The organism is Pseudomonas laurylsulfatiphila (genome assembly GCF_002934665.1).
Taxonomy (GTDB): domain Bacteria; phylum Pseudomonadota; class Gammaproteobacteria; order Pseudomonadales; family Pseudomonadaceae; genus Aquipseudomonas; species Aquipseudomonas laurylsulfatiphila.
Genome location: NZ_NIRS01000007.1, coordinates 72,408 through 86,759 on the forward strand (window position 1 = coordinate 72,408; position 14,352 = coordinate 86,759).

Annotated in this window: 9 protein-coding genes and 1 other RNA gene; all 10 read right to left on the reverse strand. The window is 58.0% G+C overall.

The window, feature by feature from the left end; all coding sequences use genetic code 11:
• Positions 1–40 precede the first annotated feature (40 nt).
• On the reverse strand, positions 41–3,055 hold the full coding sequence (locus CD175_RS25190; protein ID WP_104450872.1) for an RNA-directed DNA polymerase: 3,015 nt from the start codon (positions 3,053–3,055) through the stop codon (positions 41–43).
• A 732-nt stretch (positions 3,056–3,787) separates the two neighbouring features.
• Positions 3,788–5,044 carry an integrase domain-containing protein gene (locus CD175_RS25195; RefSeq protein WP_104450873.1) on the reverse strand — a complete coding sequence of 419 codons (1,257 nt, stop codon included), beginning with the start codon at positions 5,042–5,044 and terminating at the stop codon, positions 3,788–3,790.
• A 187-nt stretch (positions 5,045–5,231) separates the two neighbouring features.
• Positions 5,232–5,625: a transfer-messenger RNA gene (gene ssrA / locus CD175_RS25200) on the reverse strand.
• 94 nt (positions 5,626–5,719) lie between these two features.
• Positions 5,720–5,998 carry a PA2433 domain-containing protein gene (locus CD175_RS25205; protein WP_104450874.1) on the reverse strand — a complete coding sequence of 93 codons (279 nt, stop codon included), beginning with the start codon at positions 5,996–5,998 and terminating at the stop codon, positions 5,720–5,722.
• Between the two features lie 173 nt (positions 5,999–6,171).
• Entirely contained in the window at positions 6,172–6,447 is a 276-nt protein-coding gene (locus tag CD175_RS25210; protein WP_104450875.1) for a PA2433 domain-containing protein, read from the reverse strand.
• Between the two features lie 189 nt (positions 6,448–6,636).
• Positions 6,637–9,447, reverse strand: coding sequence for an FAD-binding and (Fe-S)-binding domain-containing protein (locus CD175_RS25215; protein ID WP_104450876.1), 2,811 nt, complete (start codon positions 9,445–9,447; stop codon positions 6,637–6,639).
• Positions 9,444–10,115: a LutC/YkgG family protein gene (locus CD175_RS25220; protein WP_104450877.1), complete on the reverse strand. Its 672-nt coding sequence runs from the start codon at positions 10,113–10,115 to the stop codon at positions 9,444–9,446. The genes CD175_RS25215 and CD175_RS25220 overlap by 4 nt, the downstream gene beginning before the upstream one ends.
• Positions 10,115–11,569: a LutB/LldF family L-lactate oxidation iron-sulfur protein gene (locus CD175_RS25225; protein ID WP_104450878.1), complete on the reverse strand. Its 1,455-nt coding sequence runs from the start codon at positions 11,567–11,569 to the stop codon at positions 10,115–10,117. The genes CD175_RS25220 and CD175_RS25225 overlap by 1 nt, the downstream gene beginning before the upstream one ends.
• The gene (locus CD175_RS25230; RefSeq protein WP_104450879.1) at positions 11,566–12,390 is read right to left on the reverse strand and encodes a (Fe-S)-binding protein; all 825 of its coding nucleotides are present in this window, start codon (positions 12,388–12,390) and stop codon (positions 11,566–11,568) included. The genes CD175_RS25225 and CD175_RS25230 overlap by 4 nt, the downstream gene beginning before the upstream one ends.
• A gap of 151 nt (positions 12,391–12,541) precedes the next feature.
• Positions 12,542–14,236 (reverse strand): lactate permease LctP family transporter, encoded by a 1,695-nt coding sequence (locus tag CD175_RS25235; RefSeq protein ID WP_104450880.1) that lies wholly within the window; start codon positions 14,234–14,236, stop codon positions 12,542–12,544.
• Between the last annotated feature and the right edge of the window lie 116 nt (positions 14,237–14,352).

The following is a 14,352-nucleotide window of genomic DNA, read 5'->3' on the forward strand; positions in this document are numbered from 1 at the left end:
CAGTTGTGCGGATCAACCGTTTTCATTCGACTTGTCAGGTCTAAGCCCCTTTGGGTAATACTTTCCGATCCGATGCCATGTCCTCGTTAAAGCCATCTGGCACAGGCTTGAAACCTGAGGCCGGCGAGCGGTGGCTGGATTGGAACTGGCGCAGGCTCAGTACGTCGATTTCACCTGTAATGCAGTAGTCGTGGTTACCTCCCTTGACTCGTAATATGTCGCGCTTCCAGCGCTCCTTATAAGGTGCGCGGATACGACTATCACCGAAGCGGCGATTGTTGCATTGGATGATGTAGGCATGAATATCAAGGGCGGCAGACTCCACCAGTGCGTTGAATGTGTCGGTGTCGCTGTTCCACTCTGGAACAAACAGCGCATCGACCTGGCCGCGTAGGTCTGCGCGGTAACGAATATTGGTTAGCTCGCTGCAGATCATGATGGCAAAGCGGAAATCACCATGCTGGATGACTGGAGGCTTTTGCCACTGTTGCTCTTGAGTGGGCTGCATCTGCAGGCCTGCTAGGCGAAAGAGTTCTTGCTCCTCATGAAATGCTGGACGCTGTTTATCCTGGCGATAGAGCATCAGCGAAGGGAACCCAAGACCGTCGTGGGTTAGCGAAGCCCAAACCTGGTGGCGCACATACTTTCTCGGTGCATGGAGGTACTCCACCCCGGTGATCAAAGATATGCCACGGCCCTTGAGCTTGTCGGCGATACGCATAAACCATTGGGGTGGTAAAGACACTTCTGGGAGGATCAAGTAACCAGCGCCGTCAGGCCGAGAGATCAGTTCGTTAATCAGGCGATTGATGCGTTGGTAACGGTGCAGGCCGTCCGGATCGGGCCACCCCATGATGGCGGCGGTAAAGCTTTCATCTTTGGTTTCCAAACTGGCCACAGCGATGGTCTGTTTTGCTTTGGGTTCTCCGTCCGGGATATGCAAAACCTGCTTTTTGTCGAGGTGGGGCATCTTGTGCTCGGTCAGCTCAAAACCGCGCAGTGCTTGCACCACCAACCCCAGTGTCTTGCGGCTGGAGGCGGCAAAAGGGGTGGGGGCTATGAGGTAGAGCTCATTGAGACTGAATGGGCGAGTGGCAAAGGTTAGACCAGACGGGGTGCCGCGTTTAAGCCTGAGCCAGTTCGCCAGTGTGGCGATGCCGTCGGTCATCTCGTCAGGCAATAGATCTTCTGCGTCAAAAGTAGCGAGGTTTTTACGGAGTGGAATACCGCGCTGGCTGACCATTTCCTGAGGCAGGCCTGTAAAGCGCAAGGGGATATGGGCGAGATCGAAGCTGAACAGCCGAGCTTGAAGCTTCTGTATGTGCTGGGTGGTGATGTTCATTGGCCTGTCCAGGAAGTTACTCCAGATGACGAAGGCAAGGCTCTCCATATGACCGGTCATCTGGTTCTTCCAGGCGGTAGCCCCCGATTTGCTTAGGCGGGGAGGAAACGCAGAGACGATGCTTTGCGTTGTTACTTCCCAGATGGATCGCTTCCATAAATGTCGGGCCTCGGCTGGCACGTTGGCAGCGGCTAGGCTTTTGATCGCTAAAGTGCAGTCGTTCTCTACTTTAACGATCAGGCCACCAAGTGCTTTGATGATCTTGTCTAGGTATTCAAAGTCTTCGCAGGCGGTAGCCATGCGGATGATGCGCGGGAGGTATTGAGCCAGTTCGAAGAACTTAATCGGGGTGAGCAGATGCTCTATGACTGCGGCGAAAAAGGCATGGCGGTGTACTTGCCAATCCTCCGGGGGGATATCGCGTTCGAAGGCTTCGTAGTTGCGAAGGCTGAGGGCAAAACCGGCGCGGTGCAGCGTTAGTGCATCGGTCTTTCGCAGATTGTCTGCTTGCTCTCCGGCAAGGTTGGTAGCTTTGAGCAGGTCCGTAGCCACGGTGTTGGGCGAATTCGGCAGGTCGGGTAACGCGCGCCATTCGCTTGCACGTTGGTTGATCTGTTCGGAAATGGCGTTGACCAGAGCGGTACCTGCAGACCCTGCAAGGATGAACAGCTTGTTTTTGCTGTTTTCAAAAGCGATGCGGTCTTCTTTGAGATAGCCAGGTTTGAACAGGATGCTGCCGTTATTTTTTTTAAGCAGGTCCTTGCCGCCGTCGCGACTGAAGATCCACTCCCAAAACTGCTCGGTGGTTTTGATGTCGCTGGCGTTTTCCATGACCAGTAGAATGTCGTCCACATAACGGCCGTAATACAGTGGCACTACTTGTTGCTCGATGAACTGGTCGAGCCCGATTAGTGCCGCGTTTGCGACCACTGCAGACGCAGGCAACCCTACGGGTAAACCTTTTCCTAGTGGCGTTTCTTGTGCCCAGGCCAACAAGGCGGAAATGAACAGGCGGTTCAGTTTTGACTGCGATTCGCTCAGTTCAATTTTGGCTAATTTGAGGAAGCCGTCGTCGAGCATAAAGCCGGGGCTTAGCTCGTGATAGAAACTGCTTACATCGGCTGTCAGTGCCAATACTTTTTTCTTCTCGCTCAGGGCTGTGCGCATCGCCTTGATGCCACCGTCGCGCCATTCACGGAAGGGTCTGAGATAGGGTTTGAATGATCCAAGGGCCCACGTGCTGATCTCATCGTGCCGGTTACGGCGCAGGCGGCTGCCAAAGACGTTGCTGCTGAGCTGTTTGTCGAAGAGATCGCCGACTTCCATCATCCATAGCGATGACAGCACGTGAAAGTCGATGCTGCAGCGGGCCATGAGGCGGAATACGGCGGTGGGGTGGTTGCCGGCCTCAGTCGCGCTTACCCACTCGGCTTCCGGTGAGGCGAAGATCAGACTTGGATCCTGCTTTCCTTTGGCAATCTGGATTTCTTTGGGGGCCAGCGTCCAAGTGCCGAGAAATGCAGGGTCTTTCACCCAATCCTCGTTCATGGCTTCGATCTGCACTTTCAGGCGAGTGAGGTTTTTGCTCAGGTCGTCTTCATAGTTGGCAATGTCGAACAGCGAGGGGTTGGTTGAGTAGTAGAGGTCAACCTTGGCCTTGCGATAGGCGAGGCCAAGGTCGTGCAGCGATACCGACATCTGGATGACACTCATTTCTTAACCTTCGGCAATCCTGAGATATCCCGGATAGTACCGAAAGCAAGCATGAGTGGGCTAAAGCATTGCAAGGCGCTCTATCTCTACTCACTGATTGTCATGAATGGACTACTGAGCCGCCCCTAGTTTAGTAGGCACTTTAACGGGCCGCTTTTGGCCGATTCTGTTGAAAAAGTCGACTTCTGTTTCTACGGCAGAAAAGTACGCGCTCGAGATTGAAATTCGTGCGTTGCGCAGAGGATTCAAGGCTCAGATTTGACGTAGCGGTGTGCAAAAATGGCATTTTCACCGTTCGATAAATGGGTAGCTCGGCCGGGTCGACTTTTTCAACACAATCGGCAGGTTGCAGTCCTTCAGTGCTTGGCTGACGCACTCGCGCTGAGTGGCACCCGCTGACCCCCATCAACTGCAAACGGCTGGTCAGCGCGAATGCAAATGACTGGTCAAGTCGGATGCAAACAAATGGTCAGTGGCAATGCAATTAGGTGGTCAAGTGAGATGCAATTACGCAGAGCCCACGCGAGTGGGAATGCAGAGCCTTCCCGCTCGCGTGGGCTTGGCCGAGAAAGCCCCAAGAGCGAGGCTTGCAGCGGCGACAGTCGCCACTTCTGTCGCCATGCTGCAGGCCAGGTATTACTTGGGTTGTCGCCGGTGTCGCCGCTGTCGCCAAATCAACTATCACTCCATACGGGGAGTCATTCTCGGTTACTGGCGGCGTCCAGTGAACGCTCACCGTATCGGCACGACGTTGTGGTCTCTGGTTTGATTGATCGCAGATGCTGACAGGTTGCCAGTGGCCGCTTTTTGGATGTGCTCACTCCACCAAGCCATCATCGGACGCCGACGTTCAATGTAGTCAGCTCGGTTGTAAGCGCTTCGGACTTCGTCCTTGTCGACATGCGCCAGCGCGACTTCGATCAGCTCCGGATCCCACCCATGCTCGTTCAGGATGGTGCTGGCCATGGAGCGCATGCCGTGGCTGACCAAGCGGTCCTGGAAGCCCATGCGTTTCAACGCCATGTTGGCGGTCTGGCTGTTGGCGTGGGTGCGCGGATTTCTATCTGCCGGGAACACGTATTCCCTGTGGCCGCTGTGGGGCTTGAGCGTCTCCAGTAACGCGAGTGCCTGTTCGGTCAGTGGGATGGTGTGCGGACGACGCTTTTTCATGCGCTCCGGAGGGATGGTCCAGATGCGTTTGTCGAAGTCGATGTCTGCCCATCGGGTGGTAGCCGCTTCGGCAGGGCGGGTCATGGTGTGCAGTTGCCATTCGATCAGGCAGCGGGTGATCCGCTTGATGCTGGCGTTTGCGATTTCGATCATGAGCTCGGAAAGCTCATCGGGTCGTAGCGCGGCCATGTTCTGTTTCTTGGGTTTCTTGAATACTGCGCGAATGCCACTGAGGGGGTTCGCAAAGATCAGTCCTGAATTGACCCCGTAGGTCATGATCTCGTTGAGCCGTTGGCTCAATCGCTTCACTGTCTCGAGGCTGCCTTTGGCCTCGATTGGGCGAAGCAGTTCGATGACCATCGGTGCGCTGATTTTTGAGAGCGGCGTTGTTTTCAGGTCTGGAAATACATGCAGCGTGAGCGAGCGCCAAATGTCTTCGGCGTACGCCGGCGTGACGGAGTCCTTCTTCAGCTCGAACCAGGCGGTGGCCACGTTCTCGAACGTATGTTCCGTCTCCGCTCGTTTGGCTTCGTCCTGTGCATTGCGTTGCACCTTGGGATCAATGCCTTGTGCAAGCAGCTCGCGCGCTTCCACCACTTTTTTCCTGGCGTTCGCTAGTGAGAGCTCTGGGTACGTGCCCAGCCCCATATTGATACGATTTTTGGTTACCGGCTCGCGGTAGTTGAAGTTCCACAGCATCGAGCCGTTGCTCCTGACTCGGAGCTGGAGGCCGTCACCATCGCTGAGGACGTAATCCTTGTCTTTTGCCTTGATTGCCTTGAGCTGGCGGTCGGAAAGGCGAAGGGCTGGAGCAGGCATGAGAGCTACCTCTGACACCGTTTTGGTATTCCAAAAAATAGCACCGGATGGCTTGGAATACCATTTGGAATACCCAAACGGCTGGAACTCAAAAAACCTCTGCGGAGCCCAGTAGCGCTTAAACCCTTGATTTTGCTGGATTTCAGGCACAAAAAAAGACGTCCGTGGACGTCTTTAGATGATGAAGTGGTGGAGCCGGGGGGATTTGAACCCCCGTCCGCCAGTACTCCGCTGTCGGTACTACATGCGTAGCCGTGTCTATTAAGTTAACCCTCAGCGACCCGACGGGCAGGGTGCTTTGGGCGAGTTGTGTAAGTTTTAGCCGCTTCGTCCACAACGTACTGCACGGCGATTCTGTTCTATATGACAATCACTTTGGGTTTACAGACATCCCCTGATGATTGCTGGACCCGAAGGTACCAGGAGGGAAGGGCTAAGGCTGCTTACGCAGCGAGAGCGTATTCCCCGTAGGTTTCGTCATTGGCAACTATAAGAAGTTGCAACAGTGGATTTACGAGTTCTGTTACCAACTCGGCATGCACCTAAAGTTTCGCAACCGGCGTCGAATCCTAAACGGCCCCGAGCCTGGTGCTCTGTGAATCAAGTGAGCAACAAGCCTGTACAGTGTACGTCAACGCGACTCAGAAGGCCAACCCGAAGGTAGGCCACCACACATCATGGGTTGGGCTCGTTGCGCTGTTTGTCAGCGAGTGCCAATGCCTGGGTGGCTTCGGTGACGCATTTTGTGTCGTCTCCGGAGGCTTGTGAGGCTTCGGCGCTGGACATCAGTCTCTTGATCTCCATTGCAGTGTTTCCGGAGGTCGCCGGCAGCGCATTCACTTTGCCTTTGAGCTCTTGCAGCTTGCTCGTGCAAAGGTTGTTGTCCGCAGCAAATGCAGGAGAGGCCAACATTGCAGCGGAAATGAACAGACCAGCGAGTGTGGTGCGCTTCATGGGTATCACCTTGAACGGATGGGGCCTACCTCAAAGACTACGATTCAACGCAAGAATTCGGTTTTTTCAGACAACGTGTCGAGCTTTTCCCGCGATGCGGGCGGTTACACATTCCCAGACCCCGGATGCAAAAAAACCCGCCGTTGGCGGGTTTTGTTTTGCTTCGTATCGGATTACTTCCCGCCTTTTTTCGCGTCGGTGAGGGCCTTGATGACGTCGTTGGTCTCGGCGATGCAATCATCAGTGCCCTGCTTGGTGCCTTTTGCATGGTCAGCTTCGGCTTGCTCGACGGAGGCTTTCACCTGGTCAGTCATTTCCGGAGGAATCTGTGCCTTTGCGTTTTCGATGGTTTGCAGATTGACCGCGCACTGATCTTTTTCGGCGGCAAACGAGGGGGAGGCGAGCATAGAGGCAGTAATAAACAAACCTAACAGCACAGAACGATTCATGTGTATCTCCTTGAGCTGAAGGGCCAGGCATTGCTGGCCATCAAATCGAGCTACCGAGTGTTGGGAGAGTCCCGCATTGGCGGGACTTGATCAGTGGACTGCGGTGGCACCTCAGGGTTCTGTTTTTTACTGTGGAGCTATCGATTCCGGCAAGTAGGTACATCTATGCACCTTCCTTGGGTCCTGCTATCAGGGCACCCTAGCCTGGGTAACGCGGTCCACCAGATAGACTAGACCGTGGTAATCAATGCCGCCATGTTGCGTCAAACCGATCTCACAGGTGCGGCTGGTGGAGATGCCTTCGCTGCATTGTTGCACCGCGTCCTTGAGGGTGCGCAGCGAATGGGCATTCAACTGCGGCGTGGTGAAGCCCTTGTCGCCGGCGAAGCCGCAGCAGTGAATGCCTTCGGGAATGACCACGTTTTTGCTGCATTTGCGCGCCAGATCGATCAGCGCCTGACTTTCGCCGAGGTGCTGAGTGCTGCAGGTGACGTGCACTGCAATCGGCGCTTCCTGCGGTGTGAAGTCGAGGCGATCCATCAGGTGCGTGCGGATGAAACGCACCGGGTCGTAGAGGTCCAGTCGAACGTCGCCAAGGTCTTGAGTGAGCCGTAACGTACAGGGACTGGTGTCGCAATAAATCGGGTCCAGCCCGCCGCGACTGGCATGCAGCAAGGCGCCGATCAGTTCCTGGCGTTTGTGTTCGGCTTGTTCGGCGTAGCCTTTGGAGGCGAATGGCTGGCCGCAGCAGAGGTTGTCCAGATTGTCCGGGAAGACCACCTGGTAACCGGCCTTTTCCAGCAGTCCGCGGGTTTTGTCGTACAACGACACCTGCTCTTTATCCCCCGCCGCTGGCCCCATGACCCGCGACACACACGCCGCCAGGTACACCACCCGAGGGCGTTCGTCCGACACGGCAGGACTGAAGCGGATGGCTTTTTCCGGCTGCGGCATGGCGTTGGTCCATTGCGGGACCTGACCTTTGGACAGCTTCGTCAGCGTCGCCGAGAGTTTTGCCAGGCGTGGCGCGCCCAACAACATCCGTGCGCCATTGGCGACGTGCAGGGTGAATCGCGCCCCTTGTAGCGCCGTGGCGAAATTTCCTTCAAGCCAGTTGGCGGTTTTCGTATGGGTTGCCGTGCGGCTACGGAGTTTTTTCACCAGCTCGCCGGTGTTGATGCCGACCGGGCAACGTTGCGCGCACAGGCCGGTGGCGGCGCAGGTGTCGATGCCTTGGTACTCGTACGCGGCTTCGAGTTCGGTGGTATCGATGCCGGCGCGTTTTTTCGCCTGAATATCGCGCCAGATCACGATGCGTTGGCGTGGGCTCAGGGTCAGGCCTTTCGATGGGCAGACCGGTTCGCAGAAGCCGCATTCGATGCACTTGTCCACAATCTCGTCGGCGGCCGGCAAGGGCTTGAGGTGCTTGAGGTGGATCTGCGGATCTTCGCTGAGCACCACGTCCGGGTTGAGAATCCCGTTGGGATCGAGCAGGCGCTTGAGTTGCCACATCAACTGGTAGGCATCGCTGCCCCATTCCAGCTCGACGAACGGCGCCATGTTGCGTCCGGTACCGTGTTCGGCTTTCAGCGAACCGCCGAACTCCACTGCCACCAGTTGCGCCACGTCGTCCATGAACGCCTGATAGCGTGCGACTTCTTCCTTGTTGTTGAAGCCTTGGGTGAAGACGAAGTGCAGATTGCCTTCCAGTGCGTGTCCGAAAAGGATCGCTTCATCGTAGTGATGTTTGTCGAACAGTTCGATAAGACGATTGACGCCGATGGCCAGTTGTTCGACCGGGAAGGTGACGTCTTCGATGATCACCGTGGTGCCGGTCTTGCGCACCGCGCCGACGGCGGGGAAGGTGTCTTTGCGGATGGCCCAGAGACGGGCGTTTTCCCGTGGGTCCTCCGTGAAGTCGACCTGCTTTTCCACTTGGAACGCCTGCAGCGACGCCATGATCTGCGCCAGTTGTTCATGCAGCAGGGCGGACGACGCTGCGCGGGATTCGATCAGCAAGGCGCAGGCATTGTTCGACAGATGCTGTACGAAAGGCGGCATGCCGGGTTTGTCCTGCACTGAGCGCAGGCTGCGCCGGTCCAGCAGTTCCACGGCCGACACCGGTTGGCTTTTCAGTACGGTGACCGCGTTGCAGCAGGTCTCTACATCCGGGAAAACAATCAGGGCCGAGGCCTTGTTCGGGTGATCGATCACCGTGTCGTAGGTCACTGCACTGATGAACCCGAGCGTGCCCTCTGAGCCCACCAGCAAGTGGCTCAAGATATCCACAGGCTCGTCGAAATCCACTAGGGCATTGAGCGACAGGCCGGTGGTATTTTTCAGACGGTATTTGTGGCGGATTCTCGCAGCCAGATCAGCGTTGGCGCGGGTCTCGCGACCCAGCGTCGCCAGGCGCTCCAGCAGCGCGGCATGGCTTTGGCGAAACGCCGCGACGCTGGCGGCATCTTCAGTGTCGAGACGACTGCCGTCGGCCAGCACCAGACGGATGCCGGCCAAAGTGTGATAGGTGTTTTGTGCCGTGCCGCAGCACATGCCGCTGGCATTGTTGGCGACGATCCCGCCGATCTTGCAGGCATTGATCGAGGCCGGGTCCGGGCCGATCTTGCGTCCGAACGGCGCCAGCCAGGCGTTGGCCTGGGCGCCGATCACACCCGGTTGCAGGCGGATTTGCGTGCCCTGGTCGCGGATCTCGCGCGCGTTCCAGTTGTCCCCCAGCACGATCAGCACCGAGTCGCTGATCGCCTGGCCGGACAAACTGGTACCGGCGGCGCGGAAGGTCACCGGCACCTGATCGCGTTGCGCCAATTGCAGCAGCGCCACGACTTCGTCTTCGGACTCGACGCGGATCACCAGTTGCGGAATCAATCGATAGAAACTGGCATCGGTGCCGAAGGCCAGGGTCGACAGCGGGTCGTCGAAACGTCGCTCTTGTGGAATCAGTTGCTGTGCATCTCGCAGGAAAGCGGCCGGTAGACTCATTGGTCCTCCAGGATCAACACCACCAGGTCTTTCGGGCCGTGGGCGCCGTACGCCAGCACTTGTTCGATGTCGGCGGTCTTCGACGGGCCGGACACCAGCAACGCATTGGTCGGCATGCCCTGGGCCCATTCGAACTCCTGTTGCACCTGATAGAAGTTGTCGCGGATTTCGCTGGCCTTGAGCAGGGCGAAATGCACCGGTGGCGCTAGGCTCATCAAGCGCGGTTCTTCCCGGGTCGGCCAGATGATCAGGCTGCCGGTTGCCGCGATGGCACCGAGGCTGCCGGTCAGGCTCGCCGGGGTGTCGTTGAACAGCTCGGCTTTCCATTCTTCGACCGGGCGGTCGTAGGCCTTGAGCGTCGGCAGATCGGGATTATTCGCCCAATGCTGTGTGATGCGTTGACCGTGGGGCGTTGTCGGTGCGATCAGCAGGCTTGGCAACTGGCGATCCCGCAGCAATTGCGCTAACAGCACCGGCCACTCTTCGCCGGATGTCAGGTGGATTTCCGTGTGTACCGCTTCCATCAGTTTGCGCAGCTGTGGAATGCGTTGCTCTGGCGCGTAGGAGTAAGGCTGGGTCACCAGATCGACATCAAAGTTGTCGGCCACCGGCGTGGTGCCTGTCAGACTTTTACGCAGTTTGGCGAGGATATTTTGCTTGGCGCTCATCAGCGGTCTCCCTGTTTGGCCAAATGCTCGCGGGCCATGTCATGCAGTGAGCGGGCGGCGGGTTTCGGTGCGCTGTGGTTTTGCGTCCACGGGCCGACATTGCTCGGCGTGAGGGCGCGCAAACGGGTGGCGAAGAAGCCGAACAGGCGATACAGCGTCGGCGAACTGTTGAGCTTCGCCCAGGCGTTCCAGAGGAACCGCTCCTTGCGCGAATACTTGCTGCCCTGGCCACGCATCACTTGATGGGGGCTGTCCGGGGCCTTGACGTTTTCTTCGCGCAGGCGCCGCAGCAACGCAGGGATCGGGATTTTCACCGGACACACTTCGCCGCAGGCACCGCACAGCGAAGACGCGCTCGGGTGATCCGGGACTTTCGCCAGGCCGACCATGTGCGGGGTGACGATTTTTCCGATAGGGCCGGGGTAAACCTCCCCATAGGCATGGCCGCCGATTCGGGTATACACCGGGCAATGATTCATACAGGCACCGCAGCGGATGCAGTTCAGGGTCTGGCGCAATTCACTGTCGGCAAAGGCCTGGCTACGACCATTGTCGAGCAGTACCAGATGCACTTCCTGCGGGCCGTCGAGTTCATGTTCCTTGCGCGGGCCGGAGATCATGTTGACGTAGGTCGTGATCGGGATGCCCAGGGCCGAGCGGGTCAGCAGCGACAGCAGCGGTACCACGTCGCGCAGGTTTTCCACGACTTTTTCGATGCCGGTAACGGCGATGTGCACAGGCGGTACGGTGGTGGTCATGCGCCCGTTGCCTTCGTTTTCCACCAGCAGCAGGGTGCCGGTTTCGGCCACGGCGAAGTTGACGCCGGAAACGCCGATGTCCGCTTCGAAGAATTTCTGCCGCAAGACCTTGCGACCGATCTGAATGAGTTGGTCAACGTCCTTGGTGTATTCCACCCCAAGTTTGTCGTGGAACAAGGACGCGACCTGACCGGCATTCTTGTGGATCGCCGGCATGATTATGTGTGAAGGCTTCTCGTGGTCGAGCTGGACGATGTACTCGCCCATGTCCGATTCCAGGCATTCAATGCCCCGGTCAGCCAGGAAATGGTTCATCTCCATCTCTTCACTGACCATCGATTTGCCCTTGATCACTTGCCGCCCCTCGTGAGCGCGGATGATCGAGAGGACGATGCCATTGGCCTCGTCCACCGTTTCCGCCCAGTGCACTGTCACACCGTTGCGGGTCAGGTTCTGTTCCAGTTGCTCGAGCAGGTCGGGCAACTTGGAGAGCGCGCGAGCACGGATTGCATTGCCCAGTGCGCGCAAGTGTTCTCTTTCGTGGGCATCGCTGAACGCCGCTGCCCGTTTGGTCATCAGTGAATCCATCGCCTTGCGAAAGTTGCCTCGCAATTGCGCGTCACCCAGCGCGTTGTGGGCGCGGGTGCGGAAATCTTCTTCTACGGCAACCGTAGGAATAATCGTGGAGGTGCTCATCGGGCACCTCCGGTACGCTGCCAGAGGAAGCTGGCCAGATGCTGACCGCGCAGCGCTTCCTGCTGTTTTTCCAATGAGCCGTTGATGTTCATCAGGCAGCCGCAATCGGCACTCAATACCTTGTGCGCGCCGGATTCCTTCAACGCCCGGGTCTTGTCAGCCACCATCGCGCCGGAAATGTCTGGCATACGGACGCTGAATGTTCCGCCAAAGCCACAGCACTCACTTTCGTGATCGTGATTGACCCGCTCCACATTGCTCAATTGCGACAACAATTCGCGGCCGTGCAGGTGGGTGTTCATTTCGCGGCGTGCCGAACACGAAGTGTGCAGCGCCACTTTCACCGGCTCGCCGCTGTCCTCGAACTGCACCTTGCAGACAAACAACAGGAACTCGGCCAGCTCAAAGGTTCTGGCTGCCAGGGCCTGAACCTGTTTCAACGTGTGCGGCTCGTCCTTGAACAAGTCGGCATAGTGTTCGCGCAACATCCCGGCGCAAGAGCCCGACGGCACCACCACCGGATAATCCCCGGCAAACAACGCCAGTTGTGAGCGCGCCACGGTCCGTGCCTGTTCGGTGTAACCCGAGGTGTAGGCCGGTTGTCCGCAGCAGCTTTGCCCTTGCGGGTACTCGACACGAATGCCTTCGCGTTCCAGCAGGTGGATCGCATCCATCCCGGCTTCGGGATAGAACAAATCGACCACGCAGGTCCCGAACAGGTAGACCCGTGACGGTTTCTCGCTGGGGTATTGCCGAGGCTCGGGCAGTGGCGGGGCGACACGGGTCGCATTCGGCACAGCGTTGTAAAAAAGCTCGCTCATCAGGCGTGTCTCCGGGTGGTCCCGGTTATTCGTCTGTTGAGGCCGCTGAATATAGAGTCGGAAGCTTTCAGCAGCCTTACAGACCGGGGTGTGAATTGCGGACGCCGGGGGCGTGGCCCGGCGTCGGTTTTTACCGTTTTACTTGTAGTCCTTAGTGCACCAGCATGCCGGTGAACCAGTAGGCCTGAGCCAGGGTGATCAAGCCGACAATCGTTGCAAAGAATAGGCTGTGCTTGAGGGTGAAGCGGAACAGATCCGATTCCTTGCCCACCAGGCCGGTCGCGGCGCAGGCCACGGCGATCGATTGTGGCGAGATCATCTTGCCGGTCACGCCGCCGCTGGTGTTCGCCGCCACCAGCAAGGTGTCGTTGACACCGATCTGGTGCGCGGTGGTCGCTTGCAGCGAACTGAACAGGGCGTTGGACGAAGTATCGGAGCCGGTGAGGAACACGCCCAGCCAACCGAGGAACGGCGAGAAGAAGGGGAACGCCGCGCCCGTCGCCGCCAGTACCAGGGCCATGGTCGAGGACATGCCCGAGTAGTTGGTGACGAAGGCGAACGCCAGCACCATGCCGATGGACAAGATCGGCCAGCGCAGTTCGTAGAAGGTCTCTTTCAAAGTGGTAAGACCAATTTTGACGTTGATCTTCAGCACCAGCATCGAAATCAGCGCCGAGAAGAAAATCGCTGTGCCAGTGGCAGAAATCGGGTCCAGTTTGAACACTGCCGGAATAGCCGTTGGCGTAGCCACGATCGGCGCGACCTTGATCACCATCTGGTCCAGGTGCGGAATGGCGAAGTTGAACACGAAGCTGTACATCGAACCGCCGGCGGCGAACATCGCCTTGAACGGCTTCAGGGTCCAGATGGTGACCAGTACGGTCAGGATCAGGAATGGCGACCAGGCCTTGAAGATTTCCCCAAGGCTGTAGGGCGAAGCCACGGTTGTGCGCTTCTGGCCGAAACCACCGACGCTGGCGCTCACTACCGAGGCCGAGACTGCGCCGACGATGTGCTGGCCGGCGGCGCGTTTCGGTTGCCAGACCTTCAGGAACAGGGTCAGGGAGATCAGTGCGGCCAGGGCCGAGGTGATGTCCGGCAGTTCCGGGCCGATGAAGTTCGAGGTGAAGTACTGGGTCACGGCAAAGCTCAAGCCGGCCACCAGCGCTGCCGGCCAGGTTTCCCGCACGCCGCGCAGGCCGTCCATCATGAACACCAGCCAGAACGGCACGAACAGTGACAGCAGCGGCAATTGGCGGCCGGTCATGGCGCCGATCTTGAAGGCGTCGATACCGGTCACTTGCCCGGCCACGATGATCGGAATGCCGAGGGCGCCGAAGGCTACGGGTGCGGTGTTGGCGATCAGGCACAAGCCAGCGGCGTACAGCGGGTTGAAGCCCAGTCCTACAAGGAGTGCGGCGGTAATCGCCACCGGCGCGCCGAAACCGGCGGCACCTTCCAGGAATGCACCGAAGCAGAAGCCGATCAGCAGCACCTGCAGGCGTTGGTCATCGGTGATCGACAGGACCGAACTGCGGATGACTTCAAACTGGCCGCTCTTGACCGTCAGTTTGTAGAGGAACACCGCTGCCACGATGATCCAGGCAATCGGCCACAGGCCATAAGCGAAGCCATACCCGGCGGCGGCGAGCGCCATATCGACCGGCATCTGGAAAGCAAAGATCGCCACCAGGATCGACAAAGCCAGGGTGATGCTGCCGGCCACGTGCCCTTTGAGGCGGAACACGGCCAGGGCCAGGAAGAAAAACACGATGGGGATGACGGCTGCGAGTGCGGACAGGCCGAGGCTGCCGAGCGGGGTATAGAGCTGTTGCCAGGTTTGCATATGGGGTGGCCCCTAATTGTTGTTGGTCAGGCACTGATCAGCGTTCTTGGATAATTGGTAAGACCAATTTACAATCGCTGTTGGCTAGGGTAAAAGCCTTGTAGGCGGTGTGTCAA

Coding starts and splice junctions, on each gene's coding strand:
- CD175_RS25225 (WP_104450878.1), bottom strand. CDS start 11,569: ATGAGCACCTCCACGATTATTCCTACGGTTGCCGTAGAAGAAGATTTC.
- CD175_RS25235 (WP_104450880.1), bottom strand. CDS start 14,236: ATGCAAACCTGGCAACAGCTCTATACCCCGCTCGGCAGCCTCGGCCTG.
- CD175_RS25195 (WP_104450873.1), bottom strand. CDS start 5,044: ATGCCTGCTCCAGCCCTTCGCCTTTCCGACCGCCAGCTCAAGGCAATC.
- CD175_RS25190 (WP_104450872.1), bottom strand. CDS start 3,055: ATGAGTGTCATCCAGATGTCGGTATCGCTGCACGACCTTGGCCTCGCC.
- CD175_RS25210 (WP_104450875.1), bottom strand. CDS start 6,447: ATGAATCGTTCTGTGCTGTTAGGTTTGTTTATTACTGCCTCTATGCTC.
- CD175_RS25215 (WP_104450876.1), bottom strand. CDS start 9,447: ATGAGTCTACCGGCCGCTTTCCTGCGAGATGCACAGCAACTGATTCCA.
- CD175_RS25205 (WP_104450874.1), bottom strand. CDS start 5,998: ATGAAGCGCACCACACTCGCTGGTCTGTTCATTTCCGCTGCAATGTTG.
- CD175_RS25230 (WP_104450879.1), bottom strand. CDS start 12,390: ATGAGCGAGCTTTTTTACAACGCTGTGCCGAATGCGACCCGTGTCGCC.
- CD175_RS25220 (WP_104450877.1), bottom strand. CDS start 10,115: ATGAGCGCCAAGCAAAATATCCTCGCCAAACTGCGTAAAAGTCTGACA.